The sequence below is a fragment of the Paenibacillus sp. J5 genome (assembly GCF_054955055.1).
Genome location: NZ_JBUEDD010000002.1, coordinates 208,768 through 230,719 on the forward strand (window position 1 = coordinate 208,768; position 21,952 = coordinate 230,719).

The window sequence follows — 21,952 nt, forward strand, 5'->3', positions numbered from 1 at the left end:
ATAAAAGTCGAGTATTTCATCTCTTTCATTAGTGGATAAGAGAGATGCCTGCCATCTCTGACCAAGTGCGAGTGAATGCTATATTTTATGATATGAGGGGTGCTGAAGATGTCACCGCAACCATTTCTTACAGATCACCTGACATTTATGGATCTGATCGACTTTCGCAATAGCGAGCAGCCGCACAAGACCGCTTTTACTTTTATTGAAGATGACCAAGAGCTCAGCATTAGCTATCGGCAGTTGAAGGAACGGTCAAGCCAACTGGCGGCAGCCCTCAGAAGCTATACCCGGCCTGGAGACAAGGTGCTCATCTTGCATCAGCCTGGTGCAGATTATGTGTACAGCTTTTTCGGATGCCTGTATGCAGGCTGTACAGCCGTTCCTGCTTATCCGCCATTAACGAAGCGGTATGCAGAGAGAGTCCGGTTGATCGCAGCGGACTGTCATGCCCGTGTTGCGCTCGTGTCGGAGCGCTGGAGCCAGCGCATGAACCAGACGTTCTGCGAGGAGTCGCTACTATATTTGAATACCGATCCCTATATTAACGGTGCAATAGAAGAATCAGAGCTTGCGAGGCAGGATGGCTCTGAGCTCGCCTTCATTCAATATACCTCAGGCTCCACCTCCAAGCCCAAGGGCGTTATGGTTAGCCATCAGAACCTGATTCATAACTCCGAGGCAATCCGGCAAGGCTTTCAGCTTTCGGAGGAAAGCACAGGAGTGCTGTGGCTGCCTCCTTATCATGATATGGGACTGATTGGCGGCATTCTGCAGCCGATCTTCACCGGCTTCCATATGGTGCTGCTCGCGCCGAATGATTTTGTACAGCAGCCTATGCGCTGGTTATCCGCAGTCTCCAAGTATCGTGCAACGGTGAGCGGGGGGCCGAATTTCGCCTATGATTTATGTATTCAGAAGATTCCCCCGCATGAGCTGCACACTCTTGATCTGAGCACATGGGACGTGGCCTTTACCGGCGCAGAGCAGATTCAAGCACAGGTCATGCGCGACTTTCATGCCAAGTTTACCACTTGCGGCTTTCGAGAGCAAGCCTTCTATTCGTGCTACGGACTGGCTGAATCCACACTCTTCGTCACGGGTGGCATACCGGGAGAAGGGATGATGACACTGCCTGTCAACCGGGAGAAATTAAACGAAGGCATCGCCGAGGTAGAACAGAATCCCTTAGCGTCCACTGTGGAATATGTGGCCTGCGGCAGCTCCTATCAGGGCCAACAACTGCATATCGTGCATCCGCAGACGGGCATGCCGCTAGAGGATGGCGTTATCGGGGAGGTATGGGTGAGCAGCGCCAGTAAGGCGCTCGGCTACCTGAACCAGCCAGAGCTGACGGCAGAGACCTTCCACGCAGTATTAGGAGATGGAAGCCCCGGTGAATATGTGCGCACAGGCGACTTGGGTTTCCTGATGCAAGGCCGACTGTTCATTACTGGGCGAGTGAAGGAAATGATCATTATTCGCGGGAAGAATTACTTCCCGGCCGATATGGAATGGCACATCGAGCAAGCTAATGAGCACTTCATCCCGGACGGCTGTGCAGCGTTCTCGGTGTCACAGCAAGGCAATGAGCAGCTCGTCATTGTTCAGGAGCTGAGTCGGCACTATCGCTTGGCGGATACTGCTCCGCTGGCGAATACGATCCGAAGAGTGCTTGCCAGCCAATTCGGCATCCAGCCCTATGAGATAGTCTTCGTCAAGCAGGGCGGACTGCAAAAAACATCCAGTGGCAAAAAAATGCGAAATGCATGCAAGGAGCATTACCAATCCGGTCTTCTGCGCATTATTGCCGGTCACAGACGAGCAGAGGATACGCTAGATGTCCTCGATAGCTCTATCCACTCTGTTCACTCGGATCGACAACGGGTGGAGGTGGCTGAGCTCGCGGGTATGTCACAAGCCGAACAGTTGGAAGGGTGCATCGATTACGTGCGGACGCATGCTGCCCATCGCTTCCGTCTCTCCCCTTCTCTCATCCAGCTTCAATCCTCACTCCTGGAGATGGGATTCGACTCCATCAGCGCAGTGGAATTCCAATACCAAGTAGAGGTAGACCTGGGTATCAAGCTTTCCCTGGAGCTGTTGCTCTCTGCTGAAGCGACGGTTGAGTCAGTTGCGGTCGCCATTGTTCAGCGACTGGGAGAGACCAGCAGTCCAATCAAGAAGCAAGTTGTAGAACGCATGGATGGCACAGCCTTTCCTCTCTCAGAGGATCAGCAGCGGCTATGGTTTGTCGAGCAGCTCCATCCAGGACAAGCCACATTGCATATTCCGGTAGGCGTTCGCATCATCGGTTCGTTAGATCCGCAGCGCCTCTATGAGGGCATGCTCGAATATGTCCAGCTTCATGAGACGCTGCGGACGGCCATCGACACGAGTGATGGAGGCATGCGGCAATATCTTACTGAGGGCTGCTGTCTGGAGAATGCCTGGCTATATGAAGACCTTGAAGCTCATGAAGCTCATGATGGCATATCCTATGAGAAGGTTAGCCAGGACATCATCGGACGCCCGTTCGATCTGGCCAATGGCCCGTTGTTCCGCTGTGCAGTCCTTCGACTCAGCAGTCAGGAGCATATCTTACTATTCGTCATTCATCATCTCATCTCGGATCTCAAATCCGCCTTTCTGGCATTGTACGGAATTCTCTCTCATTATCATCCTTCCACAACGGGAGCTTCTAAGGATTCTTCGGTTCGTTACATGGATTTCTTGCAGTGGCGGCAGCACAAGCAAGCTGAAGCAGAGTATACCAGGCAGCTTCATTACTGGGAGGACCAGTTGAAGGACGCTCCACTGCTGCTGGAGCTGCCGCCGGATTACGAACGTCCGGCAGTGTCTCGTCATACGGGTGGACAATATACCTTTCATCTGTCCAGCCAATTAAGTGAACGCATATGTATGTTCAGCCAGCAGCAGGGTGTGACTCCATATGTAACGCTGCTCAGCGCCTATATTGCATTCGTCAACCTGCTCACCGAGTCCAGGGATTTCATCATCGGCACCCCGGTCGATGGCCGGAGAATTCGCGAGCTGGAGGAGGCGATCGGCTTCTATGCCCAACCGCTGCCGTTGCGCATTCGCCTGGAGTCCGAGCCGGTGCCTTTCTTGCAGCTCCTAGCCATCGCCAGACAGTCTGTGCTGCAGACATTGGAGAACCAGGATATTTCGTTCTCCAAGATCGTTGAGATGGTCAATCCCGAGCGGACGATGAGCTATAATCCTGTCATTCAAGTCATGTTCAGTTATCTCGCGCTGGGGCGTCCGGCAGGACTGCCAGCGGAGTGGCAGCTTCACCCTCAACCGCTTCATACAGGCGTTACCGAGTTTGACTTCTTTCTTACGCTGCTTGACCACGGCGATAGGATGTCGGCTGCTATTGCTTTCAATACCGAGCTGTTCGAGCTGAGTCGCGTGGAAGCCTTCGCCGACCTATATATGGAGATCATACAAGCAAGCATCGCGAGCCCGGAGAAGTCGGTCAGGGAATGGGAGCTCCCCCGTATGGCCTGGCTTCGCCACCAGCAGAAGCAGGAGCCCGTTCCCATCCAGATCGTCTCCACATTCACCTCTCAGTTTGTAGAGGATGCCTTGGCCTTCTGGCTGAAGGAGCTGGGGCTGCGGACAACGAATGGCTTCGCACCATATAATCAGGTGTTCCAGCAGCTCTTGCAGCCTGACAGTGAGCTGGCACGGAGCAAGGAGGGTATCCGTATTGTTCTTGTCCGGCTGTCCGACTTTCGTTCAAATGAGGACTCATCACTGGGTGAGGGGGCAGAGGCTGATGAGCGCCTGCTAACCAATGTGCGTCAGCTTGCTGCTGCTCTGGAGCAGCACAATCGCCAAGCTCCCGGTACGTGCATCGTCGCCATCTGTCCAGAGCCGCCAGAGAGCCAGGAACGGAAGGCTTCACTCTGGTCGACGCTTGAGGGGGTCATTGTCGAGCGCATCGCCTCACTGCCGGGTGTATACCTGCTGCACTCCCATCAGCTATCCGCAGGCCTCACGCACGCGGACTACTACGATGAGTATGCGGAGAAGATGAGCCATACGCCATATACGTATCCTTACTTCGCGTGTATCGGGACGGCACTCGCCCGCACCATCAGCAGCGTGCTCACTGCCCCCAAAAAAGTAATGGTACTGGATTGCGACTACACACTGTGGTCTGGGGTCTGTGCGGAAGACGGGGCAGAGGGGGTGGTGCTGGATGATAGAAGCCTCTATCTGCAGCAATTCGTTCTGGAGCAGCACAGGCAGGGAATGCTCATCTGTCTGTGCAGCAAAAATGCCGAGCATGATGTATGGCGTGTATTGGAGTCGCGCGAGGACATGCTGCTGCGCAAGGAGCATGTGGCGGCCTATCGCATGAATTGGGAGGCCAAGTCGAGCAACCTTGCAAGCCTGGCCGAGGAGCTTGGCCTCAGTCTTGACAGCTTCATCATGCTCGATGATAACCCGGTCGAATGCGCCGAGATCGAGGCGAATTGCCCTGATGTGTTCGTCATTCATGTGCAGGAGCGATGGCCAAGCTTTCGGTCGAAGCTGGAGCGGCTATGGGTGTTTGATCAGGCTCAGCTTAGCGAGGAGGACCGAAGGCGCAACCAGATGTATCGGGAGAATGCCAGACGGCAGCAGTTCATTCAGTCGCTTCAACAGGAGCACATGAGCTATGAGAGCTTTATGTCCCAACTGCAACTGGAGGTCAACTGTACGAGGCTTGAGCCCGAGCAGATTCCACGCATATCGCAGCTAACTTACCGGACGAACCAGTTCAACTCAACCGGCCTTCGTCAAAGGGAGGAGGACCTGCTCCAGCTCCTCCAGCACCATGAGAAGCATTGCCTGACAGTTCATGTCCGTGATCGCTTCGGTGATTATGGATGGGTAGGCGCTGTATTCTATCAGCAGCAGGACGCTGCGATGATCGTGCATGGCTGGATGCTCAGTTGCCGTGTGCTGGGCAAGGGCGTTGAGGCACGAATACTTGAACAGCTTCGACAATTGGCAGCGGAGGGCACGCAGGAGATGATCATCCATTATATCCCGACAGATCGCAATACGCCGTTCTATCAGTTTGTCCGTGCGCTGCCTGGGGTAACCGAAGCTCAAGGAGATGGAGCAATTCTCTATCATCTGCCCCTATCAGCGCCACCCCATTATAGCAAGGCGGATTACGCTGCGTCTTCGGACAAGCACATGCAAGCGCCCATACTGCTACCACAGGTCAGAGCTGCACGCCGGGCGGCGGTCAGCTCGAACAGGGCGAGCTCCCTCCTCTCAAGGATGGAGAGTGCCGAGGAGCTGGTCATGGCCATCCAGCGCTCCCACTCGATAAGGCCGTTCGCCGCCTCCGAGCGTGAGTACGTCGGCCCGAGGAACCAGACGGAGGAAATTGTTGCGGCGATATGGAGAGAGTTGCTGCAGCTCGAACGGATCAGCGTCCATGACTCGTTCTTTTTCATCGGGGGTCACTCCTTGCTGGCGCATCAGGTGTTGTACAGAATACGCGATGCGTTCGGCATAGAGCTGTCCTTGGATGTATTGTTCCAGCAAGATTTCACGGTGGCCTATGTATCGTCGGTCATTGACCAGCATCTGCTGGAGCAGACGGATCTTGAGGAATTGAGGATGATGGCCAAGGAGCTTGAAGGGTTAAGCGAGGAGGAGCTATTGCAGTTGCTCCACGAACATTCCGACCATTAGGAGATAGGTTATGGCACATATCATAATGTTAACGATCGGCTCCGGCGGTGACCTGTACCCGTTCATTCGTATGGGCAGCGTCCTGCAGCAGCACGGGCATCGGGTTACCTTGGTGACCCATTGCATCTATGAGCAGGAAGCGATGAAGCGTGGGTTTGCCTTCATGCCATTTGATACTACTGCACAATATCAGCTCATGATGAACGCGGACATTCAGGTGCAGGTACAGAATCCTGCATCGGGGATTGATTTCACGCGAAAGTATCTGCTCCCCAGAATGGAAGACAATGCGAGGAGGATAGCGGAGCTCTATGATGGCGCTGAGACGCTGCTCATCGGCCATTACATGATCCATGTGCTTGCCCAGATGATCGCTGAGCGCCTGCGCATTCCTTATGTGACCGTGTTTCTCGCGCCAAGCTTTCTGGAAGGGGCACAGACCTCATCGACGATGAGCCGCTATTTTGGACAGGAGATCAATGGCATTCGGCAGCGATTCGAGCTTGCCCCGGTGCGCAACTGGGAGCGCTTGATGGAGGATTACAGCCATGGAGTGGCCTTCTGGCCCCATTGGTTTGGCGACACAGCGGAACGTGAGCGCATCACTAAAGCAGGCTTTCTGCTCCATGAGAATGAGGAAGAAATTCCCGCTGCCTACCGCAGTCAAATCGTAGAGGAACGTCCAGTCTTGATTACGCATGCGACTACGCCGCCCATCTCGCCTGCCTTCTTCCAAGCTAGCATCGAGGCATGCGAGACGTTGGGGTTGCCAGCTATCGTCGTTACCCGGCATGTCGATGTTGTTCCACAGCGCCTGCCTGCGGGTATCCTGCATGTGGATCGGCTGCCGTTCTCCAAGATCATGCCCAGCGTGAGGCTGCTTATCCATCACGGCGGGATCGGAACACTCGGGCAAGCGTTGCAGGCGGGCATACCGCAACTCATTCTCGGCAACGGCTTCGACCGGCCACGCAATGCTGGCTATGTATCGGGTCTGGGAGCGGGCGGGTACCTGCCCATCTCGCGCTGGAACAAGGATGATGTGTCCGCTGCCATACAGCAACTGCTCGATCAGCCCCAAGTGCAGGAGGCGTGCCAAGTCGCCTCCTGCCGCATGCGAGACAGCGACCCGGACAAGCTGGTGGTGGACATCGTGGCCCGGGCACTGGAAGGGACACCGACACGATCCGGTGAGCTTCAGTATGGAGAACCGCAGCAGACAACGGACAGCCTGCATGAGACGATCGAGCTCCTGCAAGGCTTGACCCCGGAGCACAGACGGCAGCTCATGGCGAAGCTCGTGGCGCGCAAGGCCAAGGCATAAGGGCGAAGTAGCCGGAAGGACTGGTTACCTTGATCACCTTGGTCACTGCAGAGCATGGGGAGATCAACAATCGTTAAATAGAATAGAATGCAGATGCATATAAGGACATGGAGGGAAATGCCATGAGCAGGCTCGATTCGCGCGAGGAGATTCTAAACCAATTATCCGAGGAGCAGAGACAGCTTCTGATGCTGAAGTTGAAGGCCAAGAGCAGAGGTCAGGAACGACCACGATTGGAACGCGTGGAGCGTGCGCCAGGAGATCGACTCTTTCCACTGTCTTATGCGCAAGAGCAGATCTGGTTTCTGGAGCAGCTTCAGCCGGGGCAGGTGACGTACAACTCGACATGGTCTTGTGAACTGAACGGCGAGCTTCAGACTGACTGGTTCGAGACGTGTCTCCATCAGATCGTGGAGCGCCATGAGGTTCTGAGAACCGTCTATGTCGAGCAAGGCGGAGTGCCGTATCAACAAATCATGCCCCCGGGGCGGCGAGTCGTGACCCGATTGGACCTCAGCGCGCTAAGCGGTGAGGAGCAGGCGGCAGAGATTGCCCGCATTCATGAAGAGGAACGGTCGATGCCGCTCAAGCTGTCGGAGGCGCCCCTGCTGAGGGCAGTGCTGCTGAAGAAGAGGGAGCGCAGCTTCCAACTGCTGCTGACGATGCACCATATTGTGGCAGATGGATTGTCGTTCGGCATCATCTTCCGTGAGCTGTCCGAGCTGTACGATGCCCGGCGAACGGGTCGTCCCTGCGCGTTGCAGGATATGCCTGTCCAGTATGTGGATTTCGCTTGCTGGCAGAGGACGACTGCCGAGACAGGAGGCTTCGAAGCCGAGCTCTCGTATTGGAGGCAGGCGCTGGACGGGGCGCCCCAGATTACGCCACTGCCGCTAGATCGACCGCGACCGGGCGTGCTGTCTGCGCGGGGCGGCGTTCATCGGTTTCACTATCCGAAGGAGCTGCTGGAGCGCTTGAAGGAGCTCGGCAGGCAGCATGACGCCACCTTGTTCATGACGATGCTTGCCGCCTTCAATGTCCTGTTATATCGCTATACGGGACAGGAGGATATTGTCGTTGGCTCATTGACCTCCAATCGTGTATGGCCGGAAACGGAGCAGTTGATCGGCTGTTTTTTGAACAGTATCGTATTGCGAACCGACCTGTCAGGCCAGCCGACGTTCTCGCGACTGCTGGATAGAGTCAAGCAGCGCTGTATGGACGCATACCGACACCAGAGCATTCCGTTTGAGAAGCTCATAGAAGAGCTGCGCCCCCATCGCTCGTTGAGTGCTAATCCGATCTATCAGGTGCTGTTCGAGCTGCAAAAGGTGGAGCATGGCGAGGGGCGTATTGGCGATATTGAGGTCAAGATGGAGGAGGCGGATACGGACACCGCCAAGTTCGACCTGTTTTTCTCCATCATGGAGACAGAGCATGGGCTTTCGGGCTTCATCGAATACCGTTCAGACCTGTTCGACGCTTCGACCATTCATCACATGAACGATCATTTCCACCAATTATTAAATGAGGTCACTGAGCAGCAGCATACCTCGATAGCCAGCCTCCGTATGCTGACAGAGGCAGAGACACGTCAGCAGTTGCAGGAATGGAACTTCTCGCCCGAAGGAGGCAGCGCCTTGACGGAGGAGCCGAGCTTCCTGTCACGCATCGAAGCGATGGCAGCGCGTCATGGGCAGCGGACAGCGATCAGATGCGGAGAGCAACGGCTCAGCTACAGCGAGCTGAATCGACGGGCGAACAAGCTGGCGCATCGGCTGCAAGCGATCGGGATCGGCCCGGAGGCGCGGGTAGGCATCTGCCTGGAGCGCAGCGTGGAGCTGGTGGTGGCGCTGCTGGGGGTAGCGAAGGCAGGCGGCGCCTATGTGCCGCTCGCCCCGTCGCTGCCCGCAGAGCGCCTGGCGTATATGCTCCGCAGTGCAAAGGTGCAGGCGCTGGTGAGCAGGCAGGCGGAGCTGGACGAGGCGGAGGGGGGCGAGAGGCTGGCGCAGGCTGCTGCGGAGCAGGGAGCGGAGCTGGTGCTGCTGGACCGGGATGCTGCGCTGCTCAGCCGGGAGGCGGAGACGAACCCGGCAGCGTCAGCGAGTGCAGCGCATACGATGTATGTGATCTTCACCTCCGGCTCGACAGGGCTGCCGAAGGGAGCGATCGTGCACCGCAAGGGATTCGCAAACCTGCTGAAGTGGTACACGGAGGCCTTCGGGATGAGTGAGCAGGATAAGGTGCTGCTCGTCTCGTCGCCGAGCTTCGACCTGACGCAGAAGAATATCTTCGCCCCGCTGATGACAGGGGGCGAGCTGGTGCTGCTGCCATCAGGTGTATACGATCCGGCCGAGGTGTCGTCGCTGATCGATACGCATGGCATTACGTTATGGAACGGCACGCCGAGCGCCTTCTATCCGCTGCTGGAGGAGAGCGAGCCGAGCGGGTACCGCGAGCTGCAGACGCTGCGCTATGTATTTCTCGGAGGGGAGGCGATCGCAGCGGAACGGCTGCTGGCATGGACGTCATCGGAGTCGTGCAGAGCTCGCATCGTGAACACCTACGGGCCGACAGAATGCACCGATGTGACGGTATACGGCATCGTGGAACGGCTGGAGGAGCTGGCCGGGAAGGCGGTGCCGATCGGACGCCCCGTGCCGGGCACGCAGGCCTACATCCTGAATGAAGGGCTGGGGCTGCTGCCGGCTGGGGCAATAGGAGAGCTGTGCCTTGCAGGGGTGCAGGTCGGCGGTGGGTATGTTGGCGATGAGGAGAGGACGGCTACGCAGTTCGTGCCGAATCCGTATGGGGCAGGGAAGCTCTACCGGACTGGCGATCTGGCGCGGTATCTGGCGGATGGAACGATCGCGTACCTGGGTCGGAGAGATCATCAGGTGAAGATTCGGGGATACCGGATCGAGCCGGGAGAGGTCGAAGCAGCGTTGCGGCTGTGCGAAGGTGTCAAGGATGCCGCAGTGGTGGCAAGGGAAGATCGTCCGGGCGAGAAACGTCTGGTCGCCTATGTTGTGTTGGAGACGATGGAGGCTACGGCACCAGCGGAAGTGGCTCTCGGCGGCGCGGGACAAGCCGCCGAGAGCAGAGGAGGGCGCGACACGGATCGGCAGCAGGATCAGCAGCAGCTAGTCCGGGCCCATGACTCGCATGGTGCAGAAGGCGATTCGGATTCGGCACGCCACCTGCACGAGGAGCGTCTGCGGGCGCTGCGGCAGGAGCTGAAGGAACGGCTGCCGGAGTACATGATGCCGGAGACGCTGCTGCGGCTGGAGCAGTTGCCCCTGTCGCCTAATGGCAAGGTCGACCGGAAGGCACTGCCGGAGCCGGAGGAGAGGACTGGCGGCGGGAGAGAGGAGAGCTATGCGGCTCCTCGTAATGCAGTGGAGGAGGCGATGGCGGCGATCTGGGCAGAGGTGCTGCAGATGGAGAGGGTGGGCATCCATGACCATTTCTTCGAGCGAGGCGGTCATTCTCTGCTGGCGATGCAGGCTGTCTCCCGGATGCGAACCCGGTTCCGCACGGAATTATCGGTACATCGCTTATTCCATGCCCCTACCATTGCTCAACTGAGTGCAAGCATCGACCCCGCTTCCGTTCAGGCAGTGCCGGCACCGCGCATACCCAAGCTATCCCGTGAACAATACCGGCTGCGGCCGCAAGGGTGAAAGGAGCGAGACAATGAACAATCTGACTCAGGATCAGCCTCTTATCGACATGGAAGCAGACGATGCTTCCGCGGTCTATTGCTTCGCGGCCTCTTATGCCCAGCAGAGACTATGGGTCATCGATCAACTTCTTGAGGATCGGGCCGCCTACAATCTGTCAGCCGCGCTTCGCATTCGCGAGCCGCTTCGTCTGGATGCGCTGGACTATGCGTTGCGATCGATCATTGAGCGTCATGATTCGCTGCGCACCACCTTTAGCGAGACAGACGGTATCGTGTCACAAATCATCAGACCATCTCACGGCTGGACACTTGTGGAAGAAGAGGTGGAAGGGAGCAACGCCGACGAACGTCAGGCCCATGCTGCACAGCTTGCGCTTGCAGAGGCTCGCACGCCCTTCGACCTGGAGGCAGGGCCATTATTCCGCTTTCGCCTGCTGCGGCTAGAAGCAACGGACTATCTGCTCCTGGTGACGATGCATCATATTATTTCAGATGGCTGGTCGACCGGCATTATTATCCGGGAGCTGTCTGAGCTTTATCCTTCCTTCCTCTCAGGCAGGGCAGCAGGCTTGCCGGAGCTGCCGATCCAGTATGCCGATTTTGCCCATTATCAGCGCGATCGGATGAGCAGTGAGGACGCGGCTCCCCTGCTGGATTACTGGAGGCATAAGCTTGGGGGCGAGCTGCCGGTGCTCCAGTTGGCGGGTCAGTCGCCTTACACAGAACAGGTCAGCGATAGGGGGCATACGCTTGCCTTTCAGATCCCCTGCGAGATGAGCGAGCCGCTGAGACGGCTCGGTCAGGCGGAGGGCGCCACCTTCTTCATGACGCTGCTGGCGGCTTACTATGTATGGCTATACCGCTACTCGAACCAGACGGACCTGCTCGTAGGTACCCCGGTCGCGGGAAGAGAGGCGGAGGAGCTTGAAGGCATCGTCGGCTTCTTTGTCAATAGTGTTGCGATTCGCATCCAGATACGTCCCGAGCACACCTTTCGACAACTGCTGGAGGATGTAAAAACGACCGTTGTTGAAGCGTTTGCCCATCAGGAGGTGCCATTTGACAAGGTCGTCGAGATGGTGCAGCCAGATCGGCAGCTCGGGCGCACGCCGATCTTCCAGACGATGTTTACCGTTCACCAGCGCCATATTTCCAGTGATGCGGCAGGGCTTGCTATCGAGCTGTGGCCTGTGGAGAGAGACTCGGCCAAGTTCGATCTGTCGCTTGATCTGGAGGAGTCGCAAGACGGCTTGTCCGGTCTGCTGGAATATCGAGCCGATGCATTCGAGCGCGAGGCTGCCCAGCGGATGGTGCGTCATTTCACAGAGCTGCTTGCCAGCATTGCGGTCAACCCCGACGCTGCTATTTCCCGTCTGTCGATGCTGACATCGGCAGAGACAGCTCAGCAGTTGCAGGAATGGAACTTCTCGCCTGAAGGAGGCAGCGCCTTGACGGAGGAGCCGAGCTTCCTGTCGCGCATCGAAGCGATGGCAGAGCGTCATGGGCAGCGGACAGCGGTCAGATGCGGAGAGCAACGGCTCAGCTACAGCGAGCTGAATCGACGAGCAAACCAGTTGGCGCATCGGCTGCAAGCGATCGGGATCGGCCCGGACATGCGAGTAGGCATCTGCCTGGAGCGCAGCGTGGAGCTGGTGGTGGCGCTGCTGGGGGTAGCCAAGGCAGGCGGCGCCTATGTGCCGCTCGCCCCGTCGCTGCCCGCCGAACGGCTGGCGTATATGCTCCGCAGTGCAAAGGTGCAGGCGCTGGTGAGCAGGCAGGCAGAGCTGGACGAGGCGGATGGGGGCGAGAGGCTGGCGCAGGCCGCTGCGGAGCAGGGAGCGGAGCTGGTGCTGCTGGACCGGGATGCTGCGCTGCTCAGCCGGGAGGCGGAGACGAACCCGGCAGCGTCAGCGAGTGCAGCGCATACGATGTATGTGATCTTCACCTCCGGCTCGACAGGGCTGCCGAAGGGAGCGATCGTATACCGCAAGGGATTCGCGAGCCTGCTGAAGTGGTACACAGAGGCCTTCGGAATGGACGAGCAGGATAAGGTGCTGCTCGTCTCGTCGCCGAGCTTCGACCTGACGCAGAAGAATATCTTCGCCCCGCTGATGACAGGGGGCGAGCTGGTGCTGCTGCCATCAGGTGTATACGATCCGGCCGAGGTGTCATCGCTGATCGATACGCATGGCATTACGTTATGGAACGGCACGCCGAGCGCCTTCTATCCGCTGCTGGAGGAGAGCGAGCCGAGCGGGTACAGCGAGCTGCAGACGCTGCGCTATGTATTTCTCGGAGGGGAGGCGATCGCAGCGGAACGGCTGCTGGCATGGACGTCATCGGAGTCGTGCAGAGCTCGCATCGTGAACACCTACGGGCCGACAGAATGCACCGATGTGACGGTATACGGCATCGTGGAACGGCTGGAGGAGCTGGCCGGGAAGGCGGTGCCGATCGGACGCCCCGTACCGGGCACGCAGGCCTACATCCTGAATGAAGGGCTGGGACTGCTGCCTGCCGGGGCAATCGGAGAGCTGTGCCTTGCAGGGGTGCAGGTAGGCGGCGGGTATGTTGGCGATGAGGAGAGGACGGCTACGCAGTTCGTGCCAAATCCCTATGGGACAGGGAAGCTGTACCGGACCGGCGATCTGGCGCTGTATCTGGCGGATGGAACGATCGTGTACCTGGGTCGGAGAGATCATCAGGTGAAGATTCGGGGATACCGGATCGAGCCGGGAGAGGTCGAAGCAGCGTTGCGGCTGTGCGAAGGTGTCAAGGATGCCGCAGTGGTGGCAAGGGAAGATCGTCCGGGCGCGAAACGTCTGGTCGCCTATGTTGTGTTGGAGACGATGGAGGCTACGGCACCAGCGGAAGTGGCTCTCGGCGGCGCGGGACAAGCCGCGGAGAGCGGAGGAGGGCGCGACACGGATCAGCAGCAGGATCAGCAGCAGCTAGTCCGGGCCCGTGACTCGCATGGTGCAGAAGGCGAGTCGGACTCGGCACGCCACCTGCACGAGGAGCGTCTGCGGGCGCTGCGGCAGGAGCTGAAGGAACGGCTGCCGGAGTACATGATGCCGGAGACGCTGCTGCGGCTGGAGCAGTTGCCCCTGTCTCCTAATGGCAAGGTAGACCGGAAGGCGCTGCCGGAGCCGGAGGAGAGGGCTGGCGGCGGGAGAGAGGAGAGCTATGCGGCTCCCCGCAATGCAGTGGAGGAGGCGATGGCGGCGATCTGGGCAGAGGTGCTACAGGTGGAGAGGGTGGGCATACATGACCATTTCTTCGAGCGAGGCGGTCATTCTCTGCTGGCGATGCAAGCCGTCTCCCGGATGCGCAGAGAGCTGGGCACATCGCTAACCTTGCGGCTGCTGTTCGAGCATCCGACTATATCGGAGCTGTCTGAAGCGATGGGTGTGGCTGAGCCGGCCTATGACAGCCGCACGGTGATTACACCGCTTCCGCTGGCAGCGCGAGCCGGGGGACTTCCGCTATCCTATACGCAAAAGCGACTATGGCTGCTGAATCAGATGGACCCGGACAGTACAGCCTATCATATTTTTGCTTCCATTCAGATTACTGGTCCATTAGATGTAGAACGATTGCGCCATAGCTTCAATGCTGTATTGGAGCGGCATGAAGCGCTGCGAACCGTCATCCGGGGCGATACCGAACCGATGCAATACGTGCTTCCGTTCCTCTCCATGCACCTGCCTATGGATGATTTGCGCCAGTTGAGCGCAGATCAACAAGCGGTAGAGGTTCGTGAGCGCAGCAGGCGCGAAGCCGAGCAGCCGTTCGAGCTGGCTCATGGCCCGCTGCTGCGGGCAAGCCTGCTAAGGCTTCAGGAGCAAGAATACCTGCTGCTGATCTGCCAGCATCATATTCTGTCTGACGGCTGGTCGATTGGAATTCTGATCCGGGAATTAAATCACTTCTACCATGCCGCTACGCTCGGAGTTGCGGCCAACCTCCCGCAGCTTGCCCTGCAATTCGGAGACTATGCAGCCTGGCAGCAGAACAGTTGGGAGACTGAGAGCAAGAGGCTAAGCGACTATTGGCTGGAGCAACTAGGTGGGGAGCTTCCTGTGCTTGAATTGCCGCGGGACTATGAGCGTTCGCAGCACCCCCTCCCGCGCGGTCGGATCGCCTATGGACGGATCGAGCAGCCTGCATCGCAGGCCATGCTTGACATCTGCCGCCGTGAGCGTGCGACGCCGTTCATGTTCCTGCTCGCCGTGTTCAGCGTGCTGCTCGGACGGATCGGCTCACAGGAGGATGTGGTGATCGGCGCCCCGGTCGCGGGGCGTGAGCGGCCAGAGCTGGAGCGCTTGATTGGCTGCTTCATCAACTCGGTCGCACTGCGTGTCGATTTGTCCGGCAATCCTCGATTTCTGGAGCTGCTCGCTCAAGTGCGCACCGTCTGTCTGGGAGCCTATGAGCATCAATCAATGCCATTTGAAAAGCTGGTCGAGCTGCTCCAGCCCGAGCGGAAGCTCAGCGGCAACCCGATCTATGATGTAATGCTGAACTATATCCATGCGTCGGAGGCAGCAGAGCCGGGGGAGACCGTAGACACGCTATCATGGACGACGCTCGAGCAGGAGGAGCCTCAGGCCAAGTTCGCCTTGACGCTCTACGTGAAGGAGGAGGAGGATGGTCTGGCGCTGGAGCTGTCTTATCGGGCAGACCTGTTCAGCGCAGCAAGAATGGAGGAGCTGCTCACGCAATTCGGCGGGCTGGTTGCCCGGATCATCGAGGAGGACAATCGTCCCATTCGTTCGTATTCGCTCGTAACAGCCTCCAGCGTGACACGCTTGCCAGATGTTGGCGCTCCGATCGCGACCCGACCCTTCCGCTCTGTTCCTGACACCTTCGCAGCAGTTGCCAGACAACTTCATGCGATGGTTGCAGTGAAGCAACGGGGGCGTGAGCTGACCTATGGACAGTTGCTTCGTGCTACGCAAGCGATAGGCGGTGATCTAACCGCCAGGGGGCTGAAGAGCGGCGACGTTGTCGCCATTGCCGGACTACGGAGCTTCGGCCTGGTTGCGAGCACGCTTGGCGCGCTGGCCGCAGGCGGGACGATACTGATGATTGCGGCGCATACGCCTCCAGAACGGAGGGAGGAATGGCTCGGGGCTTCAGGCGCAAGCTGGCTCCTATATATCGGCCAGCCGCGTTCTGGAGATGAGCTGCTGCTGCAGCGATTCGCTGGCTCTGCGCTGCTGCTGGTGGACGAAGGGCTGGAGGGTTTGAAGGATCAGATGACCCTCACATTGCCAGACATGGGTGATGGGACTGCTTCTCCGATACAGGCAGACGATGCGGCCTATATCTTTTTCACTTCCGGCACCACAGGCAAGCCTAAGGGCATCGTGGGCAGGCATAGCGGACTGTCGCACTTTCTGGACTGGCAGCGAATGCGATTCGGGATCGGACCAGGAGACAGGGGGGCACAGTTGACCAGCCTGTCGTTCGATGTTGTGCTGCGGGATCTATTCCTTCCACTAACGAGCGGAGCGGCGCTGATCCTTCCTGATCAGGAGGAGGATGTATCTGCTGTGTCCATTCTTCCCTGGATGCAGCAGGAGGGTATTACGTATCTGCATACGGTGCCTGCGCTCGCTCAATCGTGGCTGAGCACAGCGACATCGGGGGCAGGAGCCCCAACACTGCGATACGTATTCTTTGCGGGGGAACCGCTGACCGGCGCACTCATCCGCACCTGGCGTGAACGGTGGGGAGAACACACCACCTTCATCAACCTGTACGGCCCGACCGAAACCACGCTCGCCAAATGCTGCTATATTGTGCCTGGCCATGAGCTGCAGCAGGGCATTCAGCCGATCGGCAAGCCGCTGCCGGAGACCCAACTGATCATTCTGAACCCGGAGCGCCAGTTATGCGGCATAGGCGAGACAGGAGAGATTGTCATCCGCACGCCGTACAGAAGTCTCGGTTATCTGGAGGCTAATGCAGAGCAGCGTGCAGCATTCGCTCCCAATCCCTTTACGAAGGACCCTGATGACATCCTGTACTTCACAGGCGATCTCGGTGAATACTTGCCTGACGGATCGATAGCGATCAGTGGGCGTCTCGATGATCAGGTGAAAATCCGCGGCATGCGGGTGGACTTGAGCGAGATTCAAGCTGTCATCGCCTCACATCCCGACATTCAAGCCAATGTGGTCCTTCCCTGGACATCGGCAGGCGATGTCCAGCCGGTAGCCTACTATATGACCAGCCGCGAACTCCGTCCGCAGCAGTTGCGTGCTTATGTGCGGGTCAAGCTCCCGGCCTATATGATGCCGGCTGTGTTCATCGCGGTGGAGTGTCTGCCTCTGACACCCAATGGCAAGGTCGATCGCAAGCGGCTCCCTGACCCCGCCGCCTGCTTGAGCCTGCAGGATACAGCAGCCGTATTGCCGCAGACGGAGCTGGAGCGGACGATTAGTGAGGTGTGGTGCAGCCTGCTCGGCAGGCAGCAGGTCGGCATCTACGATCATTTCTTCGAGATCGGGGGGCATTCCTTGCTGCTGCTCGCTGTGAAGAGTCGATTGGCTGAACAATTGGAGCGGGACATCCCGGTCGTTGATCTGTTCCAGTATCCGACCATACAATCGCTAGCTGCCCATCTGGCCCGTATTGAAGCGCCGAGCATCGATATATCCGCTTCTGCGGAACGAGCACATAAAAGGCAGCATGCCCTGCGCCAGCGGCGCGAGAGGCTGCAGGTCAATCATCAACAAACAGATAGGTGGAATAACAATGAATACAATTAACGAGTCGATTGCGATTGTCGGGATGAACTGTCGCTTTCCAGGGGCAGAGCATGTAGAGGAATTCTGGATGAACCTATCTGGCAGCAAGGAAAGCGTCAGAAGCTTTACAGATGAGGAATTATTGGGAGCTGGCATCGATTCGGCGCTTCTGAACAAGCCGGGCTATGTCAAGGCGGGCGCGGTGCTAAACCGTATCGATGCGTTCGATGCCGGATTTTTCGGGCTGACACCGAAAGAGGCAGAGATTATGGACCCGCAGCATCGTATCTTTCTGGAGCTGGTCTGGGAAACGCTGGAGCTGTCCGGGACGGTGCCGGACACCTTCAATGGACGCATCGGGGTCTATGCCGGAGCGTTCCTGAGCACCTATATGCTGCAGTTGTTCGACAATCCGCAGCTAGCCGAGACCGTCGGCGAGATGAGTCTGCGTCACGGCAATGATAAGGATTATCTAGCGACCCGCGCGTCCTACAAGCTGAATCTGACTGGACCGAGCGTCACGCTGCAAACCTCCTGCTCGACCTCGCTGGTCGCCATTCATCTGGCCGTCCAGAGCCTGCTTAGCGGGGAATGTGACCTGGCGCTGGCAGGCGGGGTATCGATCGGCTCTCAGCAGATTGCCGGCTATATGTATCAGGAGGGAGGCATCCTCTCCCCCGATGGCAAATGCCGACCATTTGATGCGGCTGCAAGCGGAACGATCTTCGGCAATGGCGCCGGCGTCGTAGCGCTGAAGCGGCTGGAGGAGGCCGAAGCGGATGGCAACACCATCTATGCGGTCATCAAAGGCAGCGCAATCAACAATGACGGCTCCGACAAGGTCGGCTACACCGCTCCCAGTGTGACCGGGCAGTCTCAGGTGATTGTGGACGCGCTGGCGGTCGCAGAGATCGATCCGGCTACCATTCGGATGGTGGAAGCGCATGGGACAGGCACCCCGCTGGGTGACCCGATCGAGATAGCGGCTTTGACTCAGGCGTATCGCGCCATGTCCGGCGGCTCGTTGCCTGACAGCAACTATTGCGCGATCGGCTCGGTCAAGTCGAACATCGGACATCTGGGAGCAGCATCCGGTGTGGCGGGCTTTATCAAGGCGGTGTTATCCCTGTACCACAGGCAGATTCCGGCAAGCCTGCATTTTCGTACACCTAATCCGAATATACCTTTTACAGATAGTCCGTTCTATGTGAATACGCAGCATCGGGATTGGCCGGCTGATCGCCAGCATCCACGGCGCGCTGCTGTCAGCAGCTTCGGGATGGGCGGTACGAACGCTCATGTGGTGCTGGAGGAGTATGCAGCTTCTGCCTGTGAACCCGTGTCAGCGGTGAACACCCGACGGGAGCGGCTGTTCGTGCTATCGGCCAAAACCGGGTCGGCTCTGGAGGAGATGGAGCGGCGGCTGGCCTCCTATGTGCAGTCCTGCCCTGAGGTTTGCCTGGACAGTGTCGCCTATACGCTGCAGGAGGGGCGGAAGGCATTCGCACACCGCAGCTTCTTCATTGCCGACTCCGCCGATGCGTTGGCAGAGCAGGCAGGCAGCGCTTCACGCGCAACCTATCAGCGCGGTGTCGCAGCGCCCGCTCCTCCTCGCATTGCCTTCGTGTTCCCTGGCCAGGGCACACAGTATGTCGGCATGGCGAAGGAGCTGTATGCGTCGGAGGCGGCTTTCCGCGAAGCGTTCGATCAGTGCTGCCGCCTGCTGCGGCCTCTCATCGGCGCCGACCTCCAAGAGCTGCTATGGGCTTCGGACAGCAGCCATGACGCAGCTTCCGCCGAGCTCCAGCAGACGGCGCTTGCGCAGCCAGCCATCTTCGCCGTCGAATACTCCCTCGCCAGGCTGCTGCAGGCCTGGGGCATCTGGCCCGATGTGATGATCGGCCACAGCATAGGCGAGTATGTAGCCGCCTGCATCGCAGAGGTGTTCACACTAGAGGAGGCTTTGCGGCTCGTAACCACTCGCGGCAAGCTGATGCAGAGCATGCCGGCAGGGGCGATGCTCTCTGTCGCGCTCGCGGAGGAGGAGCTGGAGCGCTATCTCGGCGAAGCGTTAAGCCCCTTGTCTCTGGCTGCTGTCAATGCGCCGGGGATGTGTGTCCTTGCTGGAGCGAAGGAGCAGATTCAACATGCAAAAGCACAGTTGGACACGCACAGGATCGAGAATCGGCTGCTGGTCACCTCGCATGCGTTTCATTCGGAGATGATGGACCCGATCATCGAACCCTTCATCAAGGAAGTGGAGACCATCACGAAACGGGCACCCCGAATCCCCTACATCTCCAATGTAACCGGAGCACTCATCGAGCCGGAGCAGGCCGTTAGCGCCCGCTACTGGGGCGAGCAGCTACGCAGCACTGTCCGCTTCATGAGCGGCGTCCAAGCATTGGCGGATGAGCATACAGTATGGCTGGAGGTCGGGCCCGGGCAATCGCTAACCTCTCTGATCAAGCGATGCAGCGGGATGGATGAGTCACTGCTGATCGGCTCTGTACTGCGTCATCCGAAGGATCGCCAGTCTGACCGTCGCATCTGGCTGCAGGCGATCGGCCGCCTGTATCTGAAGGGTGTCGCGATCCGTTGGCCGTCTCATGCTATGGCGAATCGCCAGCGGCTCACCCGACTGCCCTTGCCAACGTATCCATTTGAACGCAAGTCGTACTGGGTGACACAGGGACATCGGGCGGGAGCTGCCCCGCTGCCGAGTGCTCCAGCTACTGGAGGGGATGCCGTTCGACCGATCAGGGAGCTGTTCCATTCCCCTGTGTGGCGGCTTACTCGCCCGTTATCTCCTGCCGTACAGATAAGCAAGGGGGTGCTTGTACTGGGGGATACCGTGGAGGAGAGCGGTGAGCTGGCCCATCTGCTTCTGCAAGGACTGCGCTCCCGGCTGCCCGTAGTCGCACACGCGGCTGCTGCCGATGCCCGGTCAGCGCTTCAGCATTACCGTGACGAGACGGGGGAGACTCCAGAAGCCATCATCTTCCTGGCTGACGGCAGCTATTCAGCCTCCATCGTGGGGGAACTGGTGCGCGAGCTGTTACTGGAGGAGCACGCCGCTGCGCCGCTTGTCCGGGTGGTCACGAGCGGTGCGGTTGCCATCTCGCAACAAGAGGAGGAGCGCGAGGAGCGTGCGCAATTTCTCGCGGCGATTCGCGACATGGCTGAGCTGGCTCCACTCGGTGGTCTGAATCGGCTGGATATAGCCGTTATCTCTGGACATGGAGCACGGCGCACGGCGATGATCGATCGCTGGTTAGATGAGCTGCTTCGTCAGGAAATCGCCGAGTCCGATGCTGCCTACAGAGGCATGCACCGCTATGTGCTGGAGATGGAGGCGCATCCGCTGCCGCTCAGCGTCTCGCCTGGCAGCCCCGCCACCATATCCGCCATCAGCTCTGTCGCCGTCTCTGTCGCCAGACCAGGTACAGTAATCTTCGGCAGTCAGCCAGACGAATGGAACAAGTCCGTCATGGCCGAGCTGTCGAACCACGGCTTGCGGCATTTCACCTTCATTAGCCAGCCAGGCCGGGATTACGCGCTATGGCTTGCTGAGGACCCCTTCCTGGCTGACAAGCTCGTCTCACAGGAGTGGACGATTGCTATCGAGACGGTAGAAGTCGGTAATGGGGAGATTCCCATCGCCAAGGCGCTGCAGTCTGTCTCGCAGGAGGTAAGAGGCATCATCCTCGGCTTCGGTGCGGCGAGTGACACGTGTCGGCAACTGGAATCCATTAGGCCATGGCTAGCGGACAACACGCCCGAATTCGTCCTCTGTCTGTCGGATCAGAGCGCACAGGATGATTCGTCCCTGTCCCGGAGCTTGTGGGAAGACAGGCTGATTCGCGCAGGCCGTGCACTCTCCAGGACGACAGGCAATCTGGTGTTGAACATTGTGGCAGATCGAAAGAGCCGTTCACAGGAGGACATCTCGGCTAGCATCGGAATGGTGCTGGAGCGCCCCTTGCCCCATATTATCCTCGCCGCTCCAGCCGTGGATGGGCAGGCTGAACCACAGGAAATGCCTGAAGAGCTAGAGCTGTCCATGGGCAGCGTGGTGAAGACGGATGGGCGCAGCACAGAAGAGCAGGTTGCCATCATATGGCGTGAGCTGTTCGGGATCGAGACGATTCAACCCGATGACGATTTCTTTGAATTAGGCGGCCATTCGCTGCTTGCCATCCAGTTGGTGTCCCGTATTCGGGAGCATTTCAGCATTGAACTGGATATAGAGAGCATGTTCGATGAGCCCACCGTCAGCGGTGTAACCAAGCAAGTGCAGGCCGCGCTGGGCACTGGCGAAGCAGATGGGCAGGATGAGCTGGAAGAGCTGTTGCGTGGACTGGATGCCTCTTCGCTTGATGATCTGGAACGCGAGCTGGATCAGTTGTATCAACAAAATGAACGAAATGAACAAAATGAACGGAAAACATCTTAAAG

General features: G+C 58.4%; 5 protein-coding genes. All 5 read left to right on the top strand.

What is annotated here, in order from left to right:
• Positions 1-108 precede the first annotated feature (108 nt).
• The 5 genes from ACY1JZ_RS03540 to ACY1JZ_RS03560 all read left to right on the top strand — a co-directional run bounded on the left by ACY1JZ_RS03540 (position 109) and on the right by ACY1JZ_RS03560 (position 21,950).
• Positions 109-5,727 carry an HAD-IIIC family phosphatase gene (locus tag ACY1JZ_RS03540; protein ID WP_462628095.1) on the top strand — a complete coding sequence of 1,873 codons (5,619 nt, stop codon included), beginning with the start codon at positions 109-111 and terminating at the stop codon, positions 5,725-5,727.
• A 10-nt stretch (positions 5,728-5,737) separates the two neighbouring features.
• The gene (locus ACY1JZ_RS03545; protein ID WP_462628096.1) at positions 5,738-7,051 is read left to right on the top strand and encodes a glycosyltransferase; all 1,314 of its coding nucleotides are present in this window, start codon (positions 5,738-5,740) and stop codon (positions 7,049-7,051) included.
• Positions 7,052-7,173: 122 nt separating this feature from the next.
• On the top strand, positions 7,174-10,734 hold the full coding sequence (locus tag ACY1JZ_RS03550) for a non-ribosomal peptide synthetase (RefSeq protein ID WP_462628097.1): 3,561 nt from the start codon (positions 7,174-7,176) through the stop codon (positions 10,732-10,734).
• Between the two features lie 13 nt (positions 10,735-10,747).
• The gene (locus ACY1JZ_RS03555; RefSeq protein ID WP_462628098.1) at positions 10,748-17,515 is read left to right on the top strand and encodes a non-ribosomal peptide synthetase; all 6,768 of its coding nucleotides are present in this window, start codon (positions 10,748-10,750) and stop codon (positions 17,513-17,515) included.
• Positions 17,502-21,950 (top strand): type I polyketide synthase, encoded by a 4,449-nt coding sequence (locus tag ACY1JZ_RS03560; RefSeq protein ID WP_462628099.1) that lies wholly within the window; start codon positions 17,502-17,504, stop codon positions 21,948-21,950. Before ACY1JZ_RS03555 ends, ACY1JZ_RS03560 begins: the two co-directional genes overlap by 14 nt.
• Positions 21,951-21,952 lie beyond the last annotated feature (2 nt).

Excerpts from the sequence above, each read along its gene's own strand:
- ACY1JZ_RS03560 (WP_462628099.1), top strand. The coding sequence starts at position 17,502 with ATGAATACAATTAACGAGTCGATTGCGATTGTCGGGATGAACTGTCGC.
- ACY1JZ_RS03550 (WP_462628097.1), top strand. The coding sequence starts at position 7,174 with ATGAGCAGGCTCGATTCGCGCGAGGAGATTCTAAACCAATTATCCGAG.
- ACY1JZ_RS03545 (WP_462628096.1), top strand. The coding sequence starts at position 5,738 with ATGGCACATATCATAATGTTAACGATCGGCTCCGGCGGTGACCTGTAC.
- ACY1JZ_RS03540 (WP_462628095.1), top strand. The coding sequence starts at position 109 with ATGTCACCGCAACCATTTCTTACAGATCACCTGACATTTATGGATCTG.
- ACY1JZ_RS03555 (WP_462628098.1), top strand. The coding sequence starts at position 10,748 with ATGAACAATCTGACTCAGGATCAGCCTCTTATCGACATGGAAGCAGAC.